This is a genomic window from Rickettsiella endosymbiont of Miltochrista miniata (assembly GCF_964031245.1).
Taxonomy (GTDB): domain Bacteria; phylum Pseudomonadota; class Gammaproteobacteria; order Diplorickettsiales; family Diplorickettsiaceae; genus Aquirickettsiella.
The window spans coordinates 692,633-714,914 of record NZ_OZ035017.1; the positions used below are offsets into that span (position 1 = coordinate 692,633).

The 22,282-nt window shown below is 40.2% G+C and carries 21 protein-coding genes; 11 read left to right on the plus strand and 10 right to left on the minus strand.

Going from position 1 to position 22,282, the window contains the following annotated elements:
- The first annotated feature begins 25 nt into the window (after window positions 1-25).
- The 6 genes from AAHH40_RS03175 to AAHH40_RS03200 all read left to right on the plus strand — a co-directional run bounded on the left by AAHH40_RS03175 (window position 26) and on the right by AAHH40_RS03200 (window position 5,797).
- Window positions 26-697 carry an alpha/beta hydrolase gene (locus tag AAHH40_RS03175; RefSeq protein WP_342220673.1) on the plus strand — a complete coding sequence of 224 codons (672 nt, stop codon included), beginning with the start codon at window positions 26-28 and terminating at the stop codon, window positions 695-697.
- A 180-nt stretch (window positions 698-877) separates the two neighbouring features.
- A complete protein-coding gene (gene lepA, locus AAHH40_RS03180) occupies window positions 878-2,671 on the plus strand; it encodes a translation elongation factor 4 (RefSeq protein ID WP_342220674.1) in 1,794 nt (597 codons plus the stop codon).
- 24 nt (window positions 2,672-2,695) lie between these two features.
- The gene (gene lepB, locus AAHH40_RS03185; protein WP_342220790.1) at window positions 2,696-3,472 is read left to right on the plus strand and encodes a signal peptidase I; all 777 of its coding nucleotides are present in this window, start codon (window positions 2,696-2,698) and stop codon (window positions 3,470-3,472) included.
- A gap of 23 nt (window positions 3,473-3,495) precedes the next feature.
- Window positions 3,496-4,185 carry a ribonuclease III gene (gene rnc, locus AAHH40_RS03190; RefSeq protein WP_342220675.1) on the plus strand — a complete coding sequence of 230 codons (690 nt, stop codon included), beginning with the start codon at window positions 3,496-3,498 and terminating at the stop codon, window positions 4,183-4,185.
- A gap of 15 nt (window positions 4,186-4,200) precedes the next feature.
- A complete protein-coding gene (gene era, locus AAHH40_RS03195) occupies window positions 4,201-5,076 on the plus strand; it encodes a GTPase Era (RefSeq protein ID WP_342220676.1) in 876 nt (291 codons plus the stop codon).
- A gap of 76 nt (window positions 5,077-5,152) precedes the next feature.
- Window positions 5,153-5,797 carry a hydrolase gene (locus AAHH40_RS03200; protein WP_342220677.1) on the plus strand — a complete coding sequence of 215 codons (645 nt, stop codon included), beginning with the start codon at window positions 5,153-5,155 and terminating at the stop codon, window positions 5,795-5,797.
- A 151-nt stretch (window positions 5,798-5,948) separates the two neighbouring features.
- On the opposite strand, the gene AAHH40_RS03205 is transcribed toward AAHH40_RS03200, so the two are convergent.
- Window positions 5,949-6,407 (minus strand): DUF721 domain-containing protein, encoded by a 459-nt coding sequence (locus AAHH40_RS03205; protein WP_342220678.1) that lies wholly within the window; start codon window positions 6,405-6,407, stop codon window positions 5,949-5,951.
- A 1-nt stretch (window position 6,408) separates the two neighbouring features.
- Complete coding sequence (locus tag AAHH40_RS03210) at window positions 6,409-8,373, minus strand: APC family permease (RefSeq protein WP_342220679.1); 1,965 nt, start codon at window positions 8,371-8,373, stop codon at window positions 6,409-6,411.
- Window positions 8,374-8,612: 239 nt separating this feature from the next.
- On the opposite strand from AAHH40_RS03210, the gene AAHH40_RS03215 reads away from it, so the two are divergent.
- The 4 genes from AAHH40_RS03215 to AAHH40_RS03230 all read left to right on the plus strand — a co-directional run bounded on the left by AAHH40_RS03215 (window position 8,613) and on the right by AAHH40_RS03230 (window position 13,042).
- Window positions 8,613-9,611 carry an ankyrin repeat domain-containing protein gene (locus AAHH40_RS03215; protein ID WP_342220680.1) on the plus strand — a complete coding sequence of 333 codons (999 nt, stop codon included), beginning with the start codon at window positions 8,613-8,615 and terminating at the stop codon, window positions 9,609-9,611.
- Window positions 9,612-9,762: 151 nt separating this feature from the next.
- Window positions 9,763-11,073, plus strand: a complete 1,311-nt coding sequence (gene gshA, locus AAHH40_RS03220; RefSeq protein ID WP_342220681.1) for a glutamate--cysteine ligase — start codon at window positions 9,763-9,765, stop codon at window positions 11,071-11,073.
- 3 nt (window positions 11,074-11,076) lie between these two features.
- Window positions 11,077-12,021 carry a glutathione synthase gene (gene gshB / locus AAHH40_RS03225; protein WP_342220682.1) on the plus strand — a complete coding sequence of 315 codons (945 nt, stop codon included), beginning with the start codon at window positions 11,077-11,079 and terminating at the stop codon, window positions 12,019-12,021.
- A 181-nt stretch (window positions 12,022-12,202) separates the two neighbouring features.
- Complete coding sequence (locus tag AAHH40_RS03230; protein WP_342220683.1) at window positions 12,203-13,042, plus strand: DoxX family protein; 840 nt, start codon at window positions 12,203-12,205, stop codon at window positions 13,040-13,042.
- Window positions 13,043-13,293: 251 nt separating this feature from the next.
- On the opposite strand, the gene AAHH40_RS03235 is transcribed toward AAHH40_RS03230, so the two are convergent.
- Window positions 13,294-13,608: a Rieske (2Fe-2S) protein gene (locus AAHH40_RS03235; protein WP_342220684.1), complete on the minus strand. Its 315-nt coding sequence runs from the start codon at window positions 13,606-13,608 to the stop codon at window positions 13,294-13,296.
- A 16-nt stretch (window positions 13,609-13,624) separates the two neighbouring features.
- Window positions 13,625-13,960, minus strand: coding sequence for an SUF system Fe-S cluster assembly protein (locus AAHH40_RS03240; RefSeq protein ID WP_342220791.1), 336 nt, complete (start codon window positions 13,958-13,960; stop codon window positions 13,625-13,627).
- Window positions 13,961-14,150: 190 nt separating this feature from the next.
- Here AAHH40_RS03240 and AAHH40_RS03245 point away from each other — a divergent pair, with 190 nt between their 5' ends.
- Window positions 14,151-16,325, plus strand: a complete 2,175-nt coding sequence (locus AAHH40_RS03245) for a hypothetical protein (RefSeq protein WP_342220685.1) — start codon at window positions 14,151-14,153, stop codon at window positions 16,323-16,325.
- A gap of 16 nt (window positions 16,326-16,341) precedes the next feature.
- On the opposite strand, the gene sufU is transcribed toward AAHH40_RS03245, so the two are convergent.
- The 6 genes from sufU to AAHH40_RS03275 form a co-directional block, all read right to left on the minus strand.
- On the minus strand, window positions 16,342-16,803 hold the full coding sequence (gene sufU, locus AAHH40_RS03250; RefSeq protein WP_342220686.1) for a Fe-S cluster assembly sulfur transfer protein SufU: 462 nt from the start codon (window positions 16,801-16,803) through the stop codon (window positions 16,342-16,344).
- Between the two features lies 1 nt (window position 16,804).
- On the minus strand, window positions 16,805-18,052 hold the full coding sequence (locus AAHH40_RS03255) for a cysteine desulfurase (RefSeq protein WP_342220687.1): 1,248 nt from the start codon (window positions 18,050-18,052) through the stop codon (window positions 16,805-16,807).
- Complete coding sequence (gene sufD / locus AAHH40_RS03260; protein ID WP_342220688.1) at window positions 18,039-19,373, minus strand: Fe-S cluster assembly protein SufD; 1,335 nt, start codon at window positions 19,371-19,373, stop codon at window positions 18,039-18,041. The genes AAHH40_RS03255 and sufD overlap by 14 nt, the downstream gene beginning before the upstream one ends.
- Before the next feature lie 3 nt (window positions 19,374-19,376).
- Entirely contained in the window at window positions 19,377-20,132 is a 756-nt protein-coding gene (gene sufC, locus AAHH40_RS03265; RefSeq protein WP_342220689.1) for a Fe-S cluster assembly ATPase SufC, read from the minus strand.
- 198 nt (window positions 20,133-20,330) lie between these two features.
- Complete coding sequence (sufB, locus tag AAHH40_RS03270) at window positions 20,331-21,773, minus strand: Fe-S cluster assembly protein SufB (RefSeq protein ID WP_342220690.1); 1,443 nt, start codon at window positions 21,771-21,773, stop codon at window positions 20,331-20,333.
- Window positions 21,770-22,234 carry an SUF system Fe-S cluster assembly regulator gene (locus AAHH40_RS03275; RefSeq protein WP_342220691.1) on the minus strand — a complete coding sequence of 155 codons (465 nt, stop codon included), beginning with the start codon at window positions 22,232-22,234 and terminating at the stop codon, window positions 21,770-21,772. The genes sufB and AAHH40_RS03275 overlap by 4 nt, the downstream gene beginning before the upstream one ends.
- Between the last annotated feature and the right edge of the window lie 48 nt (window positions 22,235-22,282).

Here is a 22,282-nt window from a genome sequence, read left to right on the forward strand (position 1 = left end):
TGTCTTAATTTTTATGAGGTTCACAATGGAAAACCCGAAGCCATTAGATTTTTTAGAGTTTAATCCGATCAAATCTCCTTCAGCCAGTATTATTTGTTTACATGGACTCGGCGCTAGTGGTCATGATTCAGCCAATATGGCAAGAGCGGTGGCATTAGGGACAGGATTTCGTTTTGTATTTCCGCATGCGCCAGTGCGACCGATTACTTTGAATGGCGGAGTAAAAATGCCAGCCTGGTATGATATACACGGGCTCACATTTGGCTCAACTGAGGATGAGACCGGTATCCGCGCTGCGGCACAAAGCATATTTGAATTGGTGCAAAAAGAAGTGGCAAGAGGTATTCCAGCTAATCGCATTGTTTTAGCCGGTTTTTCTCAAGGTGGGGCGATGGCCTTATATACCGCCTTACGCTATCCGCATGCTTTGGCAGGTGTTTTGGCTTTATCAACCTATTTACCGTTACACCATTTTTTAGAAAAAGAAGCCAGTGACGCGAACAAAACCACGCCTATTTTTATGGCGCATGGTGATGAAGATAACGTGGTTGCACCGGCGTTAGGCGAATTTTCTTATAACTGTTTGAAAAAATTAGCTTATCCAGTACAGTTCAATCGTTATCCAATAGGCCATAGTGTTTGTCCACAAGAAATCATGGATATAACGCAATGGTTACAACAACGTTTACAAAAATAAACTACTCTTCGCAGTTGAATTTTTGTCTGTGTTGCCGCTCAACTCGCAATCCTCATGTATCTTGCATACACTCCGGTTGCTCATTCTCACGGCGCCTTGACAAAAATCCAATTGCTGCGAGTATACTCTTCGCCTTATCCTGTAAAAGTGACATTTAATCGTAGGCGATAAAATACCAACATGAAGAATATTCGTAATTTCTCTATTATTGCTCATATTGATCATGGAAAGTCGACCTTGGCCGACAGGCTAATTCAAGTTTGTGGAGGCTTGACGGAAAGGGAGATGTCCGAGCAGGTACTCGATTCTATGGATCTAGAACGCGAACGTGGGATTACTATCAAAGCCCAAAGCGTTACGCTGCATTACACTGCTCGCGATGGACAGCGTTATCAGCTGAATTTTATTGATACGCCCGGGCATGTGGATTTTTCTTATGAAGTATCGCGTTCTTTAGCGGCTTGTGAAGGCGCATTGTTGGTGGTGGATGCGGCTCAGGGTGTTGAAGCACAAACCGTAGCAGTTTGTTATACCGCTGTCGAACAAGGCTTAGAAGTTTTACCGGTATTGAATAAAATTGATTTACCTCAAGCCGATCCAGAAAATGTCATTCAAGAAATTGAAGAAATCATCGGCATACCCGCTCAAGATGCGGTGAGAGTGAGTGCAAAACAAGGCCTTGGTATTTTAGAACTGCTAGAAAGACTCATACAGGTTATTCCACCGCCGCAAGGTGATTTAGAGCAGCCCTTACAGGCTTTGATTATCGACTCTTGGTTTGATACTTACTTAGGTATCGTTTCTTTAGTGCGCATCAAAAATGGCAGGCTTAAAGTGGGTGATAAGATCCAAGTGATGTCCACAGGCCGAAGTTACATCGTTGATCAATGTGGGATTTTTACCCCTAAACGCCAAGAAATGGAAACATTGGGTGCTGGTGAAGTCGGTTTTGTTATTGCCGGTGTTAAAGATATTCATGGCGCGCCGGTAGGAGACACCTTAACCCATACCTCTAAGCCAGCCAGTGCACCTTTACCCGGTTTTAAACGCGTTCATCCACAGGTATTTGCTGGTTTATTTCCGGTCAATACCGAAGAATTTACTGATTTCCGCGAGGCTTTAGAAAAGCTCAGTTTAAATGATTCATCACTGTTTTATGAGCCTGAAACTTCAGAGGCCTTAGGTTTTGGTTTTCGTTGTGGTTTTCTAGGTTTGCTGCATATGGAGATAGTCCAAGAGCGCTTAGAACGGGAATATGATCTCGATTTAATTACTACCGCGCCCACCGTCGTTTATGAGATAGTAACGACACGCGGAGAAACGCTGCATGTTGATAACCCAGCAGATTTACCGGTGGCTAATTTTCTGAGTGTGATGCGTGAACCCATCGTTTTGGCGAATATATTGGTGCCACAAACTTATTTAGGTGCTGTGATTACGCTGTGTAATGAGCGTCGTGGCGTGCAGACCAAATTACTTTATACCGGTAAACAGGTGTCTATCGCTTATGAATTACCGATGAGTGAAGTGGTTTTAGATTTTTTTGATCGCTTAAAATCTTTGAGTCGAGGTTACGCCTCGCTGGATTATCAGTTTATCCGTTTTCAAGAAGCAGATTTAGTCAAGTTGGATATTCTAATTAATGGTGATAAAGTCGATGCGCTTGCCTTAGTGGTACACCGCAGCCAATCACAATATCGAGGCCGTCAATTGGTGGCTAAACTTAGAGAACTCATTCCTCGTCAGATGTTTGAAGTTGCCTTACAGGCGGCGATAGGTGGCCATATTATTGCAAGGGAAACCGTTAAAGCCTTACGTAAAAATGTTATTGCTAAATGTTATGGTGGCGATGTGTCGCGTAAGAAAAAATTATTAGAAAAACAAAAAGCGGGTAAAAAACGCATGAAGCAAGTGGGTCGCGTGGAGATACCACAACAGGCCTTTTTAGCGGTCTTGCAACTAGAAAAGAAATAATCCTAATTATATAGAGTGACTATGATGAGCTTTAATTTTGAATTTTTTTTGACGACGGCGGTAGTCATTTCGGGCGCCATTGCTTTGGTGGATGTACTTATTTTTGCGCCGATACGAAAACGAAAAAACATTGCTCATCCTTCGGTGTTAATTGAATATGCACGTTCTTTTTTCCCTATTTTACTTTTGGTTTTATTATTACGCTCTTTCTTGGCCGAACCTTTCCGTATTCCTTCGGGTTCGGAAAAACCCGATCTATTGATAGGTGATTTTATTGTTGCAAATAAGTTTAGTTATGGCATACGCTTACCGGTATTGCATAAAAAAGTTATTTCCATCGCTGAACCTAAACGTGGTGATATCGTGGTGTTTTTATGGCCCAAAGATACGTCAACTTATTTTATTAAACGCGTGATTGGCTTACCGGGCGACGTAATTACCTATAAAGATAAAGTATTAACCATCAATGGTCAGCTTGCTCCACAAACTTTACTCGGTGAACAAACCGATCAAGATGGTGCGAATGAAAAATGGCCGGTATTACTGAAACGTGAAAATTTATTAGGTATTCAACATGATATTTATTTGCGGCCTGATCAATTAGCCACAGATTTTTCAGTGTATGTACCGCCAGGAAATTATTTTGTTATGGGCGATAATCGAGATAATAGTTTGGATAGTCGTTATTGGGGTTTTGTGCCTGAAAAAGATCTCATCGGTAAGGCTATGTGGGTATTTTTTAGTTGGGATAATGAGCGGCATCGAGTTCGTTGGGAACGATTGGGTATGCATATCCATTAGTGCATTCTTCTTAAGAGGTAATAGTGAGAGCAGAAATAGAAACTTTATGTGAAAAATTAAATTACCGATTTAAAAATCCCGAATTATTGGAAGATGCACTCAGCCATCGTAGTTTTCGTGGCAATAAAAATAATGAACGATTAGAGTATTTGGGCGATGCCGTACTTAATTTTGTCATAGCAGCTGCTTTATTTCGTCAAAATATTAAAGCACGCGAAGGTGAATTAAGTCGATTGCGTGCTAATCTGGTGCGTGGCGAAACCTTGACTGATCTCGCACAAGAATTTGAATTAGGAAAATATTTACGCCTAGGTGCGGGTGAATTAAAAACGGGTGGTGCGCAACGTAAATCTATTTTAGCTGATGGTATGGAAGCCGTTGTCGGTGCCATCTATCTCGATGGTGGTTTTCAGGCTTGTGAGAACTGCATCCTGCGTTGGTATGAAAATCGTTTGGAAAATGTCGAAACCCTTCCCGATCTTAAAGATCCCAAAACTCGTTTACAAGAATATTTGCAAGCAAAAAAGTTACCTTTACCTGTTTACACCATTTTGGCTTTGGAAGGACCTGCTCATCAGCAATCCTTTAAAGTAGAGTGTCAGTTACATGGCTTACCTAATAAAGCAGTAGGTATCGGTAGCAGTCGGCGACGTGCTGAACAAAAAGCGGCGGAAAAGATTTTAGCAGAATTAGAATCAATTTATAAAACCTAATAAAAGATAAAAAGTATGGAAAATTTAGCTACTCATTGCGGTACCGTAGCCATTATTGGACGACCAAATGTCGGTAAGTCTACTTTATTGAATAAAATCTTGGGTGAAAAATTAACCATTACTTCATCTAAACCACAAACCACTCGACATCAAATTTTAGGGATTAAAACCGAAGGGGATACGCAATCCATTTACATCGATACGCCGGGGATACATCCCAATACACAACGTCGTTTAAGCCGAGCGATGGTTCGATCGGCGATTAATGCCTTAATCGATGTCAATATCGTGGGCTTTGTTATCGAAGCCAATCGTTGGACCGCTGAAGATGACGCTATTTTAGAACGTTTAAAGCAGCAAGAACACCCGGTACTATTAATAGTTAACAAGATAGATAAAATAAAAGATAAGAGTCGACTACTGCCTTTTTTGCAATCCTGTTATGAAAAAATGCCTTTTTTAGCGGTCGTTCCTGTTTCAGCACAAAAAGGCAAAAATATTGATGAATTAGAAAAAGTGATCGCGACAGCGTTGCCTATCGCTGAATTTACTTATCCGCCCGATCAGTACACGGATCGCAGTCAGCGGTTTTTAGCAGCGGAATTTATTCGTGAAAAATTGATGCGTAGTTTATACGAAGAGCTGCCCTATTGGTTAACGGTTAGCATCGAACAATTTGTCGAACAAAAAAAAATCATTAAAATCTCCGCGATTATTTGGACAGAACGATCGAGTCAGAAAGCCATTATTATCGGTAAAAATGGAGAATTGCTTAAAAAAGTCGGCACCGAAGCGCGGCTGGATATGGAGACTTGTTTTGGTAAAAAAGTTTATCTAGAACTTTGGGTCAAAGTAAAAGCAGGTTGGTCTGAAGAAGAGGGGAGTTTATAGATCGCTTTATATAGTGTTCGTCTAATTAGTGTTTAGAATTAGATATCTTTTATTTTAATCAGGGAGGATGTAAAAAATGCATGATGCAAATGTCTGTGCAAAAAAACAAGCCGGGGATAATCGTCTATCTAAGGATAATGCGGCGTTATTGTTGGTTGATCACCAAACCGGTTTATTTCAGTTAGTCAGGGATTATAATTTTGATGAATTCAAGAATAACGTTTTAGCTTTAGCTGACGTTGCTTTGTTGTATAAGTTGCCAGTGGTATTAACCACCAGTCAAGAACAAGGCCCTAATGGTCCAATTTTTCCCTACTTGAAAGAAAAATTTCCTAAATCAGCGTATATTGCCAGGCCCGGTGAAATTAATGCGTGGGATAATAAAGATTTTGTTGATGCAGTCAAGGCAACTGGTCGAAAAAAACTTATTATAGCGGGAATAGTCACTGATGTGTGCGTCGCATTTCCAACCATCGCTGCGTTGAGTGAAGGATATGATGTTTATGTCGTAGTGGACGCTTCTGGAACGTTTAATTCCTCGGTACGTGATGCCGCATTAACGCGTATGGTTCACGCCGGGGCTATATTAACCAGTTGGTTTGCTTTATCGGCAGAATTACAACGCGATTGGCGTCAGCCAGAAGGTAAAGCCTTAGCTGATTTATATGAAGAGCGTTTAGTGCCGTATGGAAATCTTATTATTAGCAAGAAAGCAAAATAAATTCTCAGCACAATGAAAAAAATATCATAAAAGCATTTTCGTCATTGCGAGCACGTAAAATATTAATCGTCATTGCGAGCACCGTAGGTGCGTGGCAATCCATGGATGGCCATGGCCTCACTGACGTTTCGGCCTCGTCATGACGGGCTCATTATTTTTCATGTTGCGCGATGCGCAACAATGCTTCTTGTAAGGGTTTTACTTGTATAGTCTCTGCAGCATTCTTTAATAATTGCGCACTAGTTGATGATAATGCTGGAGGAACCGCGTTCAATTGTGTATTAGGTGTGTGAAACTGAGGTTGTATATTCCATTCAATATGCGTTAAATCGCGCAAATCAGCATGTTTAAGTAATTTTTGGGTAATATCGGGCAAGGTATAACGTAAACGTGTGGCCCAGACCGCACTGTCACACTCGACAATTAAATATCCGTCACGGAAATGAGCCACTCGCGTATGTTCTGTTAGATCACTAGCTATTTCAGATTGCCAGATCTGGTTTAGTTTTGTTAGTTGCTGCACTTTGTTTTGGATAAACGCTAACACGCTTTCCGGATCGTGTTGCAAGATATTCGCTGGAGTTTTTTCTGGAGCTGGTTTTTTTGGCATATTAATCTATTTTCATCGGTAAAATAACCAGTTGTACACCTAGTAAGTGTAAACGTCTTTGTAACATAACCGCGGTTTCATTATGTAATAAGCGAGTGATCCAATTATCCTTACTAAAAATGAGTTTACTAGCGAAAAAAATCGAATGCGGAAATTCTTTAATGACCTTTTTGGATAAATTGGTTAATTTTTCCGTCGGATCCGTACCATATGCCGTAAAGCCTTTTGCGGCTAAACCTTGTTCTTGGCAATAAGTGACAAAATAATCCAACATTTCATTGGTGCTTTTCTGCATCGCGGTCAATTCTTTTTTGGCGCTAAAACTTTCTACGTCGACAATGCCTACGTTAACAAACACAAAATTCTTAAAATGATTCGGGAACATGCGCAGTATCCATAACAGATTGTGCAAACCAATACCACGATGTCTCCCAACCATAATGACAGCAGTGGCTTCTTTGGGCTGTAAAGGCGTGACTACCGTCGGTGTTTTTAAGGGTGTGCTGGTCATCAGTAAGTCGATGTCATGTAATTTATTAAATACCATGGTGTAATGTTTTTTAACTAACAGACAAATAAAAATAACAAAACTGGTAATGACCACCGTTACCCAGCCACCAAAGGTAAATTTAGATATCAGTGTAATAATCAAAATGCTAAACGTGACTAGAAATGCAAACGCCGAAAAAATTAACCGGCCTAACCAATGCGGCGAAGCATTGCTACGTTGTTTGACCCAATACACACACAGACCCAAAATAGATAGCGAAAAGGTTAAGAACACATTCATACTATAAAGAATGACTAACCAAGAAACCCGACCACCACTTAGCCAAAGTATGAGTAGGGCGGCAATACCAAACACTATCACGCCGTTTTGTGTGACTAAACGACTCGAAAGATGGCGGAAACGATTCGGTAACCAACTATCGATCGACATATTGGCTAATACACTGGGACCCGCCAAAAAACCGGTATTCGCACCGACCAATAATAGACCTGCTTCCAGCAATAAGGTCACGGTTAACATCACTTTCGCTATGGCAGAATCGCCTAAAATTTTATGAAACACGACGGCATTTAAGGTTTGACCATACACAGGGTGTGCGTGCCATAACAAATACAGTAAAATGATTCCACCCGCAGTAAAACTTAAGGAAAGCGCCATATAAAACATGGTCCATTTCCCGGTTTGCACGCGTGGTTCCATGAGTCGATTCACATTGTTGGAAACGGCTTCGATCCCGGTATAAGTTCCGCTTCCTAATGAGTAAGCACGTAGTAATAAAGCAATAATAAATAACCAACCGGTTTGCTTGGACATTTCTAAGGTGTTACTTAAGGTGTCGGAAAACACATTAGGTAATGTGCTTTTATGTGCCATGACACCGTAAATGATTAAAAAAAAGTGAGTAACGACAAAACCTAAAAAAATTGGCATTAACACTTTAATCGATTCTTTCATGCCGCGTAAATTGAGTGTGATTAATAGAATGATGACGCAAGCGGCGGTCAGCAGTTTATAACTCAAAAAATAATGTGGAAGTAAACTAAACAAGGCATCGATACCACTCGCCACAGAAATAGTAATCGTTAACACATAATCAACGATGAGTGCTGCACCGGAAACCAATCCTGCATGTGGGCCCAATAATTGGGTAGCTACTTTATAACCACCACCACCACTAGGAAATAGAGTAATGACCTGATTATAAGCCAGCGCAATAATAAACACAGTCAGTATCGTGGCGATGGAAATATACAGACCTAAAGAACTATAGTGCGGGCCTAAAGCAATAAACGCTTCTTCAGGACCGTAACAAGAAGACGATAGACCGTCTGCACCCAGACCGACCCAGGCTAAAAAAGCCACCAATGCAATATTGCGTTGCGCGTTAGGATTTAAGGGATTGCGGGGTTTACCGAGCAAAAAACGACCAAGACGTTGAAAAAAAGTCATGCTCATGCAGAGTCTGAATAAAAAGCTACTATAGCCGGTTAAGCATGGTTTTTGAAGTCATGTTTTGTGGCCGCGTTTATTTTTTCTTTTATTTTTATAGTGATACTCAGATTTTTTTTGAATTTTATAAAATAATTAGATCATTTCCGCCCAATCCATTCTTGTATTTATATGTATAATGCTCTAGCGGCATGTTGTTTAGCTTGTCGTAAAATAAAATAATTTTTTTAAAAAAGGATATAACTATGAATAATATGGAAATAAATGAATTATTAAAAAAAGCATTTTGGCAAGAATGTAGCTTAGTGGGTAATTTTGAGAGATCTTACCGAATTGAATTTCCCAGTCAATTATCAGTGGATGAATTTATAGAATTTGCAGAGGGTTACAAAGAATTTTTATCCCAATATGGGATTGAAACTGGGGCAATCATTGCTTTTACTCCAGAGGCGCCTAATAAAATCTTTACCATACAGATAAACCAATTACTGTCTGTTGAAAAACTTCCAGAGAAATTCGGTGCATTAAATAAAGCCATACAATTACATGAAGCAGCTAGTGAGGGCGATCTCGAGAGTGTAAAAAAACTTTTGGATGAAGGCGCGGACGTTAATTGTAAAAATATTGTCGGTGAAACATCTATGCATATTGCAGCTAGAATGGGTCATGAAGGGATTATCGACATACTTTTAGAGAAAGGCGCATTAATTAATAGCATCAATAATGAAGGTGAAACACCTTTACATGTTGTTGCGCAGACGAATTATATTTCTACGCTACAAAAATTATTGACGGCTGAAGGTGTCGATATTAATAGACAAGACAAAGAAGGTAATACTGGTTTGCATCTGGCTGGTCGATTAAACAATCCGGATATGTTAAAACAATTTTTTGATCATGGCGCTGATATAGGGATACAAAATAATGAGGGTGAAACTGCGCATCATATAAACAAGGAAGCAGATGTTAGTGTCAAGACTAAGATCACCAAAGAGCAACACGAAGCTCTAACTGCTTTGCTCGGTCAATTAGACGATGCCTGTAAAGGGCTTGAGAATTTACTAACTGATAATAAACCGGTTAATCAGCCCGTTGTAGAGCAATCAACGGGGTGGATAGGAGGCGGAGTTCAGAGGCTAAGAAATTTTTTCTCTCCAGCGACTAGGATTCAAGCTGCCAATACCACAGCCAGCACAGAAGAACAGGCTGAAATTAAACCAGCGGTAGCACATTTAGGCAAATAAAATTTATTTTCCTATACTTGATTGCAAGAAAGTATATTCACAGACAAAAATTCAATTGCGAAGAGTATAGTTCAAAATACTGATAGGACTTTTTTAGTACATTAGTTAAGATACGCTAAAAAAGTCCTTTTTCTTTATTAGGGGTAGCTGGATGGAAAAATCATCAGAAAATCGATATGAGATCCCATGTTTAGCTTCACATTGCTTAGATCCACTTCACCAGCTAGAACAACGTTTACTTGTTGCACAAACCACCATTGAAACTTGGTTACGTGAACAATGGCGTAAAACACCCGCCCCTTTTTATTCCTCAGTCGATTTACGCAATGCTGGATTTAAGTTAGCACCGGTGGATACGAATTTATTTCCAGCGGGATTTAACAATCTGAGTGAAGATTTTATTCCGCTGGCAGTACAAGCGGCACAAGAAACCTTAGAACGTTTAGCGCCAGGCTGTTTGCGTATTTTGTTAATTCCTGAAAATCATACTCGAAATAATTTTTATTTTGAGAATCTTTTTACGCTGCAAGACATTTTGGGTAAAGCCGGTTTTGAAGTTAGAATCGGATCCTTATTAGAAGACCTCAAAGCGACCAAAGAGATTACTTTAGAGTCAGGCGGATCGATAAAGTTAGAACCCATACATCGGCTTGGCGATCATATTAAAGTCAATGATTTTTTGCCTTGTTTTATCTTATTAAATAACGATCTAGCGACGGGTATTCCCGATGTGTTGCAAGGAATAAAGCAAGCTATTTTACCTAATGTAAACTTGGGCTGGCATAGTCGTTTAAAGTCGAATCACTTTCGTCACTATGAGCAGGTGACTAAAGAATTTTCTCAATTATTGAATTTAGATCCTTGGTTGATTACCCCCTATTTTTCAAGTTGTACCGGTGTCGATTTTATGCAGCGTGAAGGTGAAGCCTGCATGCTAGAAAAAAGCCAACAAATATTACAAGAAACACAAAAAAAATATCAGCAATATCATATTAAAGAAAAACCCTATGTGGTTATTAAAGCCGATGCAGGTACTTACGGAATGGGTGTGCTATCCATTCACGAACCCGAAGAAATTCAACAACTTAATCGCAAAAAACGCAGTGATATGATGGTTTCCAAAGGGAGTCGACCGATCGATAAAGTGATCATTCAAGAAGGCGTTTACACCTTCGAAACGTGGAATAATGCCGTTGCTGAACCTGTGGTGTATATGCTCGGACAATATGTAGTCGGAGGTTTTTATCGTGTGCACACCGGTCGCGGTGTTAGCGATAATCTGAATACACCGGGTATGCAATTTGAACCTTTACCTTTTGTGCAAGCGTGTAATATTCCAGACAATACCGGACAACAAAAGGGAAAATGCGCGAATCGGTTTTATGTGTATGGTGTGATAGCACGATTGGCTTTATTAGCCGCGGCACGCGAACAAGCCGAAGTTTTAAAGAAAGCGGAGTAAACCATGCTTAAGCCACTTGGCGTGATTATGGATCCCATAGCTGGGATTAATCCTAAAAAAGACACTACATTGGCTCTATTGCTCGCAGCTCAGCAACGTCATTGGCCGATTTTTTATATGGAAATTCAGGATCTTTTTTTGGTCAACGAAAAACCTTATGCACGCATGCGCAGTTTGCAAGTAAAAAATGATGTAAAACATTGGTTTGAGTTTGGCAAAGAAAGCATGCTAGCGTTAGATAGTTTATCGGTGATATTGATGCGTAAGGATCCACCGATTGATATGCAGTACATTTATGCGACCCAATTGTTGGACAAAGCTGGACAACAAGGCGTATTAATCGCCAATCATCCACAAAGTTTGCGTGATTTTAACGAGAAATTGTTTACCTTAAATTTCCCACAGTGTTGTCCTCCCAGTTTAGTGACATCCAGTATCCATGCTGCGCAAGAATTTTTGTTGCAACACCAAGATATCATTGCTAAACCACTGGATGGTATGGGCGGTCAATCCGTGTTTCGATTGCGTGCCGATGATTCGAATACCAACGTCATTTTAGAAACTTTAACCGCCAACAATCAATCTTATATGATGGTACAGCGCTATATTCCCGAAGTGCGCGCAGGAGATAAACGTATTCTTATGATCAATGGCGAACCTATTCCTTATGCGTTGGCACGGTTCGCAGCACCCGGTGAAACGCGTGCTAATTTGGCCGTAGGCGGGATAGGTAAAGCCGTTAAATTAAGCGAACGCGATGTTTGGATTTGCCAACAAGTTGCGCCAATTTTAAGAGAAAAAGGTTTGTTATTTGTTGGTTTAGATGTCATTGGCGATTATTTGACCGAAATTAATATTACCAGTCCTACCGGTGTGCGTGAAATCGATGCACAATGTCAGCTTAATATCGGTGCGCAATTCATCGATGCAATTTTTCCTAAGACATAGTGCAATATCTATTCGGTCATTGCGAGCACGTAAAATATTTTTCGTCATTGCGAGCACCTAAAATATTTTTCGTCATTGCGAGCACCGTAGGTGCGTGGCAATCATGGATGGCCACGCTCACTAACGTTTCGCTCGCCATGAAGGATATGTGAATTAGATTATAGTCTTTTTTGGAGTTTTTATGTTCAAGCAAGCATACTCATCGTTGGTTGCCATCGCACTCCTAGGAATGTTTCTAAGCTTAATTATTCTCGCTTTCTCGTATCATAGTATTCCTGCTAATCCTACTTTTTTTATTGTCCTATTAAGTTTATTGGGCATTATCGCGCTGTGTCTGATGTATCGTTATATTTGCATCCCTTTTTTACTTGCAACATTTAGTGTTTTATCGGTATTACGCATTCTAGGTCTACATAAATGTTTTGTGCCGATGATCCCTGCGATTATTAGTTTATTGTGTTTAGTGATTTTATTTCTTTATATTGCCTATCATGATGTTAAAAAAAGACCGATTATTTTGCAGCGTAAACCTCAAGAAATGTTTGAAATGTCTGCTTATGAGTGGCATCTGAGTTTTATCCGGCTTTACATAGGCTTTGATTTGATTGCCCATTGTACAGAAAAACTATTTGCTGGACGCGTTCCCTTTCAAGCGGATGTCACCGCTTTCATGCACTTAAATGTAGTGGATCCGACTTTTTTTGTGCGATTTTCAGGTTTATGCGAATTAGCCGGTGTTATTTCTTTAGGCTTAGGGTTGTTAACGCGAGTGGGAGCGATCGGCACCGCGGTGTATTTAATTGTTGCCACGATTATCGGCCATCACTTTTTAAAAGGTTTTATTTGGGCATTACCCGGCGGTGGTTGGGAATATCCAGTGATGTGGAGTGTATTTATTTTGAGTTATATCGTATTAGGGGCGGATGAATTTTCTATCGATGGAGTTTTAGATAAAAATTTTAATTTACCTGTTTGGTTAAAACGATTAATGGGTGTGATGGAATCCGATGGGAAAATATGATCTTAGATACACACTATACACAGTTTCTGTGGTAAACCTGTGTAAAAATATGTGTAAAAGCTTTTGAACACGTTTATAGGATTGGCCCAGCAGCATCGGTTCAAAAATTAAACGGTTTGCTTAGACAGATCATCCTAGTTAAATGTACGAGTCATTTTTACAAATGATCCGGATCTTTTTAATGGAAGGGCAGAAATAGATAATTCTACACCAGAGCCAGAGTTAAAAAACTTAACATTTTAAATTAAAGTTTATTCATCAATAGCGACTTGGACTTTGCCGTCTATTAAACGAGCGGGAAAGGTTTTAACGCCTGTGAAAGCGGGCGCACGGGTTGCAGAGCCCGTTTTAATACAAAAACCAGCGCCATGCCAAGGACAAATAATTTCTTCTCCTTCTATCTCGCCGCCTTCCAGTGATTGATCTTCATGCGTGCAGAGATTTCTCATGGCATAAAATTCGCCATTAAGATTGAAAACCAATAAGGATAAGCCATTCCAATCAAATACTTGATAGCTACCCACCGGAAAACTTGCAGCATCGATGACATCAACCCAATTTGCCACTTTCTCTCTCCGGAATTTACAACATCCCTAAATGTAATTTAGCCGCTTCAGACATGTTTTCGCTGGTCCAAGGCGGATCCCATACTAATTCTACCTGCGTTTCGCAGACACCCGCGACATTATTGATCACGCTCTCCACCGTGCCGGGAAACGTTTGTGCTACCGGACAACCTGGCGATGTTAAGGTCATTTCAATCTTTACCATGCCTTGCGGATTAATAGAAATTTGATAAATAAGACCTAAATCATAAATATTAACCGGAATTTCTGGGTCATAGATGCCTTTGAGTGCTTCAATAATAGCATTCGTTAGTTGTTGAATAGATTCTTCAGTAAGGGGATAGGCGAACATTATCATGAATTATTTATTTTGCTTAGTAGAATAGAGAGTAAATTAATTTTGTTCATAATAGCAAGTATGGGGCAATTTTATTAGTATTTACTACTAAATATCTTTTTAAATGCTAAAGTGAATAATAATAAATTATACCTTATTTTGTTTAAGAGCTCATTATTTCCCATTTTGGGAAAGGGAAAAATAAATGAAAAGGATAGTCAAATATTTATTAGTAATTTTTACTGCTAGCTTATGTTTAAGCTCGATAGCAGAAGCCTCTGCTTCGTTGCCTGCTCGTTTTTCGGCAGATGGTTACGGCAGTACTGACTATCTTGTAGGCCAGGCTGATTTAATGCTGCCTTTAAAAGGAGATGCTAGTCATAATTTTTATATCGATCCTGCATTAGCTTATGGAAGTGATTCACAAGGCTATGCCGATTTGGGAGTAGGGTATCGATGGGTTAAAAATAACTCGGCGATATTGGGTGGTTATCTATTTGGGGGATATAGTCGAATTGATAATAATGCGCGTTTATGGGTTGTTAATCCAGGGATAGAAGCCTTAGGTTCTCGCTGGGACGCGCACTTAAATGGGTATCTCGTCGGAGGTGATCGCAATAAAACCGTTTCAAGTTTTTTAACGTTTGATGAGTTTAATGGACATTCTGAATTATTTAACCTATTTGATGTAACGCAACATGCAGGTGATGGTGTCGATGTGAAGTTGGGTTATCAACTCTTTCCTAGAACGCCTTTAAAAGCTTATGTTGGCAGTTATTTTTTTAGCCCTGCACAAACAAATAATGTTTTAGGAGGAGGGGTTGGCTTAGAATATTGGGTTGATCAAAATATTAAAGTTTTTGCTAGTTATACTTACGATAACTTACGTCGCAGCGTGGGTGCCTTAGGCTTAGGTGTCGAATTGGGTGGTACGCATGTACATCGTAGTGATCCCAGCATAGAAGAACGAATCACCGATCCAGTCGAACGCTATTTAGCTGAATTAGGACATGGTTCGGCGATACCTAGTCAAAAGAATACCCAACTAATGGGTCAGATAGTACCTGCTAGTAGAGATGATGACGCTTTTTTTAGTCCAACAGGTACACCTAATAATGGTGGAATGAATTTAACACTTGCCAATTGTACTTTTGAGAATCCTTGTGGTCCAACGGATCTCACCAACCAAGGTACGCAAACCTTAGAAACTTTACTTCCGAACACGAGGATGTTTTTTGGTGGAGGAGTTTATTCAGCTTTAGATGTTGTTGGAGGAACAAATCCTGTCACAATCAGAACAGGTCAAAGCATCGCCCCCACTCCAGGAACTCCGCCTTCTACCTTTCGCGGAGGATTTATTCTAGCAGGTAATAATACGCTAACAGATATTACTCTTGAACCGACAGCAAGTACGGCAACAGGAGCAGGCATCAGTGCTTCAGGAGGCAATGTTTTGATTAATGGCAGTCAGATTGGAAGTACGGCAACGCCTTTTGCTACAGGTTTAGCTTTGTCAGGCAATACGCAAGCTGATTTAAACGACAGTACGGTTTTCGCTTCTTCTGTTGGAGTGAATGCTTCAGGTTCTACGAGCTTGACTACGAATGCGAGTATGATCGATGTTAATGGCGGGGCTAACTCGTTTGGTTTTATTTCAAGCAGTAGTGGCCCTATTAATTTTACTAATGCAAGCTCGATTAATGTGAATGTGAGTGGTTCGGACTCGGTTGGTTACTTTGATCAAGGGAGTGGTGCTGTCAACTTTGGTGGAGGTAGTTCAATTAATCTGAATTCGAATTCCCCCGGCTCATTGGGTTATGTTCATGAAGGTAGTTCGGATGTCAATTTTAGTGGAGGTAGTTCAATTAATGTGAATGCAAGTGGTCAAGATATGGTTGCAGGATTTGGAAATACAGCAGGTGCCAGCGGTGATGTCATCTTTGATGCTAGTTCTATTAATGTGGTGGGTGCAGACGATACGATTGGACTTATTAATGAAGGAACCGGAAACCTCAATATCACTAATAGCGCCATTAATGTCACAGGTGGTAATGGTTCTTATGGACTCGAAGTCACTGGAGGTACGGTTAATTTAATTGAATCAAGTTTAGTTAATATACAGGGGACTGGGGCACTTATTGGAATAGATGCGGAAAATGCTCCAGTAACGGGTAATAATGTAAACGTGATAGTAGCCACTGATAATGCAGACCAAGCTATTGGGTTAGCTACTGGCGGCACTGGCACAATTACTTTAAACGGAATAGACATCGATGTTTCCGGTGATCCTTCTTCTTTAATAAGCTTTGTGGGGGGTGGGCCCATAACGTTGACGGGTACTAATGTCTGTATGTTAAATGGTAGTCCAGTTGCTTGTTAGTATAGAAGAGGAACGTTTATTTTTCGGTAGAAACCAATTCACTGTTCTGTTTTAAGGCAGCGAGTAAGGTATGCCATGCCAACGTGGCACATTTGACGCGCGCTGGATAAGCTTTAACGCCGGAAAAAACGGTTAATTTTTCGAGATCGTGTAACTGTTCGGGGGTTGCAATGGCTTCACTGGTTAACAATTGGTGAAAGGTTTCAAATAGTGTTTCGGCTTCGCTAAGTGTTTTACCGGTTAATATTTCTGACATCAATGAAGCAGATGCTATAGAAATGGCACAACCTGAACCTTGGAAACTGATAGAGGTAATCTTATCTTGTTCTATTTTAAGAAAGACCGTTAAGCGATCGCCGCAGAATTGATTGTAACCATGGGCTTGCCGATTCGAAAGCGGCAGCGCATGATGATGACGCGGGTTACGCCCGTGATCTAGGATCATTTCTTGGTATAATTCACGTAAATCTGACATCATTTTATTTGAACAATTGTTTTAAAGTGTGTAAGCCGCTGATTAAGGCATCAATATCTTCTTTATTATTATAGAACGCTAACGAGGCGCGCACCGTAGAATCGACATTAAAGCGTTGCATGAGCGGCATGGTGCAATGTTGACCGGCGCGCACGGCAACACCGACCTCAGTATTCAAAACGTCACTGATATCATGCCCATGGATACGCATACCACGTGAGTCGCTGACCGTAAAATTCAAAATAGCTGTTTTTTGTTTAGCGGTACCTATCAAATGCAACTCCGGTATTGTTTGTAAGCTCGCCGTTGCATAATCGAGTAACTGCTGTTCATGCTTTTGCATGGCGTTAAAATCTAATTGATTAAGATAGTCTATGGCCGTCCCCAGGCCAATAGCACCGGCAATATGCGGTGTGCCGGCTTCAAATTTATACGGCGGTTCCCGGTAATAACTTTTTTCTAATGTCACTTCGGTGATCATACTACCGCCACCTTGATAAGGTGGCATGGCCGCTAATAATCCCTGCTTACCATATAAAACTCCAATACCCGTCGGCGCAAATAATTTGTGACCGGAAAAAGTATAAAAATCGCAGTCTAACGCTTGCACATCAACTTTTTGATGCGCTACCGCCTGTGCGCCATCGATTAACACTTTGGTTTCTGGACTATTCGCATGTGCACTATCGATGATTTGTTTAATCGGATTAATGCTTCCTAAAGTATTTGAAATATGACAAATAGCGACAAGCTTAGTTTTTGGATTGAGTAAACGTTGGTATTCTTCTAGGATCAACTCACCGGCGTCATTAATCGGAATAACTTTGAGTTTGGCACCGGTTTGTGCGCAGAGTATTTGCCAAGGCACGATGTTAGCATGATGTTCCATATGCGAAATAATAATTTCATCGTCTGCTTTGATCTGGCTTAAACCATAGGTTTGTGCGACTAAATTAATGGCTTCCGTTGTGCCACGGACAAAAATAATCTCTGCAAAAGATTTTGCATGAATAAACTGTTGAATTTTTTCGCGGCTTTTTTCAAATTCTTCAGTGGCTAATTCACTTAAAGTGTGGATACCGCGATGCACGTTGCTATTTTCATGAGTATAAAAATGCTGTAGACGTTCGATAACCGCATTGGGCTTTTGAGTGCTCGCGGCATTATCGAGATAAACTAAAGGCTTATCTCTTATTTTTTGTTGTAAAATAGGAAAATCAGCTCTTATTTTTTTTACGTCAAACGTTTTCATACGTGTTTTTAATTAAGCTAGGTAAAGTAACATCGTTAAACAACGGCATTTGTTCGATGATGTCTTGGATAAAGGCTTTAACGAGTAAATCAGTGGCTTCTGTTGCTGTTAATCCGCGCGCACGTAAATAAAATAAGGCATCTTTATCGAGTTGGCCAATACTCGCACCGTGCGTACATTGAATATCATCGGTAAATATTTCAAGCTGTGGTTTACTATTAACTTCAGCATGGGCTGACAATAATAGATTTTTATTCAGTTGTTTGGCTTTAGATAGGATAGCTCCTTCGCGAACTATTAGTTTACCATTAAATGTAGCACGTGCCCGACCATCAATAATCCCTTTGTAAAATTCTTCACTGCTGGTCTGCGGACTAACATGATCGATCTGCGTAACCTGGTCGATTTGCTGTCGGTCTGAAGTACAATACAAACCTTTTAATTGACAATGTGCATGCGGCGCTAATAATTTAACCGTGACATCGCTACGAATTAAAATGCCGCCTAAAGCCAATGAATAGGCAGAAAATTGGCTATTTTTTTGTTGTGTCACACAAAGATGGTCAACATGCTGTGCTTGTTTGCTCTCGGTGATGGTTTTGTAATGTTGAATATGACTGTCTGCAGCTAAACGACATTCCGTTACGGTATTCAGAAAATAATTAGCGTTATTTTCTGGCGTCATATCGATATATTTTTCGATGATAATCGCTTGGCTATTCTCTGCAGCAATAATGATATTACGTAGCGGAATAAAACGATGAGGTGTTGCATCGGTATTAATAAACAAAATTTCTATGGGTGAGTTTAAACGTGTGTTAGCAGCTAAATAAATATAGGCGCCATCCTGAAAAAAGGCAGTGTTTAGATGCGTGAAACTATTTTTTTCTACTACTTCGTTAGGTTTCCAAGTCGCTTTTAATTGTTCGGGATGTTGTTCCAGCATCGTGCTTAAATTCGTTATCTTGCTGTTATCCGTTAACACCGCAATTGATGATAGATGTGCGGCAAAAAAACCATTCACAAATACTAATCGATAATCAGCGCGAGATGGATCCAACATCGTTGCTGTAACAGCATTGCGTGGTATATTCGCACCTAAAAAATAAGGAGTTTGACGTAAGGTTGTTAAAGAAGTGTATTTCCAATCCGAGTGTTTTTGACTAGGAAAGCCGAGTGTGGAAAATTGCTCTAACGCATCCAGTCGCATTTGGCTTAAATATTTTTGTCCGTGACCGACTAACTCTTTTTCAACGCGTTGGTATTCGCGAACATAATGGTCTATCGCGTTAACATCATGGTTTTTTTTATTATTTAACATGTTTTACACCAACGATGCTTCTTGTAAAATAGTGGTATAACCTTCTTTTTCTAAGGTTTGTGCTAAAGAAAAATCACCTGAACGAATAATTTTTCCAGCCGCGAGTATATGTACATGATCAGGTTTAATGTAATCGAGTAAACGTTGATAGTGCGTAATAAGTACCATAGCGCGTTGTGGCGAACGCAGATGATTGACACCTTGCGCAATTATTTTTAAGGCGTCAATATCTAAACCAGAGTCAGTTTCATCTAAAATGGCTAATTTTGGTTCTAATAGTGCCATTTGCAATATTTCATTGCGTTTTTTCTCGCCGCCAGAAAAACCTGTGTTGACCGATCGATATAGAAAGTCTTGATCCATTTCGACAAATTTTAGTTTTTCTTTAATCAGTTTTAAAAAATCCATGGCATCAAGTTCAGTTTCACCGCGCGCTTTACGGATAGCATTTAAAGAAGCTTTCAATAAGTAAACATTACTGACGCCTGGAATTTCGACGGGATATTGAAACGCTAAAAATAATCCGGCACGTGCGCGTAGCTCAGGTGACAGCGTAGTTAAATCTTCGCCTAAATAGTCGACTTCGCCCTGCGTGATTGTGTAGTTATCACGGCCGGCTAAAATATTCGCTAAGGTACTTTTACCTGAACCATTAGGTCCCATGATTGCATGTATTTCGCCGGGTTTTATGTCTAGGTTAATCCCGCGTAATATTTTTTTGTTATCGACTTCTGCGTGTAAATTTTTAATAGTTAACATATTTTTCTTCGTTTTTAAATGAATATATTCAGCACACTGCAAATAAAATATTAGTTGTCATTGCGAGCACAAAATTAACCGTCATTGCGAGCACCGTAGGTGCGTGGCAATCTCTGGATAGCCACGGCCGCAACTGCGTTTCGGCCTCGCTATGACGGATTTCCTATATTTTTTACTGTGCATAAAATGAGTAATTAATTATCCGATACTACCTTCTAAGCTAAGACCCAGTAATTTCTGTGCTTCGACAGCAAATTCCATGGGTAATTCTTTAAATACCGCTTTACAAAAACCATTCACGATCAATGATAGTGCTTCTTCGCTATCTAGGCCGCGCTGTAAACAATAAAAAAGTTGATCTTCACTAATTTTCGAAGCAGAGGCTTCGTGTTCTATTTGTGCGCTTTGATTTTTAACTTCAATGCTAGGGAAGGTGTGTGCTTTGCAGTCACCGCCAATCAAGAGTGAATCGCATTGTGTATAATTACGCGCATTGTCAGCGGTTTCTGCTATTTTGACTAAACCACGATAACTGTTTTGACCGTGGCCGGCACTAATGCCTTTCGATAAAATCGTGCTTTTAGTATTTTTACCGATATGTATCATCTTAGTTCCGGTATCGGCTTGTTGTTTATGGTTGGTCAAAGCCACAGAGTAAAACTCACCGACAGAAGCATCACCTTGCAAAATAACACTCGGATATTTCCAAGTAATGGCTGAACCAGTTTCGACTTGTGTCCAAGAGATTTTTGATTGCACACCACGACAGTGACCGCGCTTAGTCACAAAATTATAAATTCCACCTTTGCCGTCTTTATCGCCAGGATACCAGTTTTGCACCGTCGAATATTTAATCTGTGCATGATCTAAGGCTATCAACTCAACCACAGCGGCATGTAATTGATTTTCGTCTCGTTGTGGCGCGGTACATCCTTCTAAATAACTGACATAACTTCCTTCATCAGCGATGATTAAGGTGCGTTCAAACTGACCGGTATTTGCTGCATTAATCCGGAAATAGGTGGATAACTCCATCGGACAGCGTGTACCTGGTGGGATATAGCAAAAAGATCCATCGGTAAACACCGCGGCATTTAAGCAGGCATAAAAATTGTCGGTATAGGGGACGACCGACCCCAAGTATTTCTTGATCAGTTCTGGATATTCTTGTACTGCTTCAGAAAAAGAGCAGAATAAAATACCCATCGTATGCAATTTTTCTTTAAACGTAGTAGCGACAGAAATACTGTCAAACACCGCATCTACCGCAACATTGGATAAGCGCTCTTGTTCTCTAAGCGAAATACCTAATTTATCATAAGTACGTAATAACTCCGGATCGACTTCATCTAAACTATTTAGCTGTTTTTTTATTTTGGGTGCTGAATAATAGCTAATTGCTTGGTAGTCGATAGCAGGATAGTGCATATAATCGGCCCAGTGCGGTTCGGTTAACGTTAACCAATGGCGATAGGCTTTTAGACGCCAAGCTAATAAAAATTCGGGTTCATTTTTTTTTGCTGAAATATGACGAATAACGTCCTCATTCAGGCCGCAGGGCAAAGTATCCGATGCGATGTCACTGACGAAGCCATGTTGATAATCTTGTTGTAATAATTTGTTTAAAGCCATTTGGGTCATGGGTTGTTCTCAGGCAGTACATGAAGAGGGTTTTCTATCGTTTCTAACTGACTTAACTTAAGTGGTTGTATGAGATCCGCCAAGCTAATCTGCATGAAGGTTGATTGAATAAAGGCACTAATCCTACGCCAGTTATCTCGAATCGTACACTGTTTTTCTAAGCCACAGGTTCGTATATTATGGCTACATTCGGTAAGGGCTATTGGGCCTTCTAGCGTTTGAATCACGGTTCCCAGTGAAATATCCGCCGCCGGATAGGCGAGTTGGTAGCCGCCTTTGATGCCCCGATTAGCCTGCAAAAGACCTTCATGACTTAAGCGTTTCAGCAATTTGCTAGTGGTTGGCAAAGAGATGCCAGTATGCTCGGCAATGTGTTTAGCATTAATGGCAAGTCCAGGGTGCTGTGATAAATACGCCATGATGACCACGGCATAATCGGTTAGTTTGCTGAGCCTTAACATATAAAATTAATTTTTTATTATATCCATCTGAAATGGGACCATTTTAGT

Excerpts from the sequence above, each read along its gene's own strand:
- AAHH40_RS03175 (WP_342220673.1), top strand. The coding sequence starts at position 26 with ATGGAAAACCCGAAGCCATTAGATTTTTTAGAGTTTAATCCGATCAAA.
- lepA (WP_342220674.1), top strand. The coding sequence starts at position 878 with ATGAAGAATATTCGTAATTTCTCTATTATTGCTCATATTGATCATGGA.
- lepB (WP_342220790.1), top strand. The coding sequence starts at position 2,696 with ATGAGCTTTAATTTTGAATTTTTTTTGACGACGGCGGTAGTCATTTCG.
- era (WP_342220676.1), top strand. The coding sequence starts at position 4,201 with ATGGAAAATTTAGCTACTCATTGCGGTACCGTAGCCATTATTGGACGA.
- AAHH40_RS03200 (WP_342220677.1), top strand. The coding sequence starts at position 5,153 with ATGCATGATGCAAATGTCTGTGCAAAAAAACAAGCCGGGGATAATCGT.
- AAHH40_RS03205 (WP_342220678.1), bottom strand. The coding sequence starts at position 6,407 with ATGCCAAAAAAACCAGCTCCAGAAAAAACTCCAGCGAATATCTTGCAA.
- AAHH40_RS03210 (WP_342220679.1), bottom strand. The coding sequence starts at position 8,373 with ATGAGCATGACTTTTTTTCAACGTCTTGGTCGTTTTTTGCTCGGTAAA.
- AAHH40_RS03215 (WP_342220680.1), top strand. The coding sequence starts at position 8,613 with ATGAATAATATGGAAATAAATGAATTATTAAAAAAAGCATTTTGGCAA.
- gshA (WP_342220681.1), top strand. The coding sequence starts at position 9,763 with ATGGAAAAATCATCAGAAAATCGATATGAGATCCCATGTTTAGCTTCA.
- gshB (WP_342220682.1), top strand. The coding sequence starts at position 11,077 with ATGCTTAAGCCACTTGGCGTGATTATGGATCCCATAGCTGGGATTAAT.
- AAHH40_RS03230 (WP_342220683.1), top strand. The coding sequence starts at position 12,203 with ATGTTCAAGCAAGCATACTCATCGTTGGTTGCCATCGCACTCCTAGGA.
- AAHH40_RS03240 (WP_342220791.1), bottom strand. The coding sequence starts at position 13,960 with ATGTTCGCCTATCCCCTTACTGAAGAATCTATTCAACAACTAACGAAT.
- AAHH40_RS03245 (WP_342220685.1), top strand. The coding sequence starts at position 14,151 with ATGAAAAGGATAGTCAAATATTTATTAGTAATTTTTACTGCTAGCTTA.
- sufU (WP_342220686.1), bottom strand. The coding sequence starts at position 16,803 with ATGATGTCAGATTTACGTGAATTATACCAAGAAATGATCCTAGATCAC.
- AAHH40_RS03255 (WP_342220687.1), bottom strand. The coding sequence starts at position 18,052 with ATGAAAACGTTTGACGTAAAAAAAATAAGAGCTGATTTTCCTATTTTA.
- sufD (WP_342220688.1), bottom strand. The coding sequence starts at position 19,373 with ATGTTAAATAATAAAAAAAACCATGATGTTAACGCGATAGACCATTAT.
- sufC (WP_342220689.1), bottom strand. The coding sequence starts at position 20,132 with ATGTTAACTATTAAAAATTTACACGCAGAAGTCGATAACAAAAAAATA.
- sufB (WP_342220690.1), bottom strand. The coding sequence starts at position 21,773 with ATGACCCAAATGGCTTTAAACAAATTATTACAACAAGATTATCAACAT.
- AAHH40_RS03275 (WP_342220691.1), bottom strand. The coding sequence starts at position 22,234 with ATGTTAAGGCTCAGCAAACTAACCGATTATGCCGTGGTCATCATGGCG.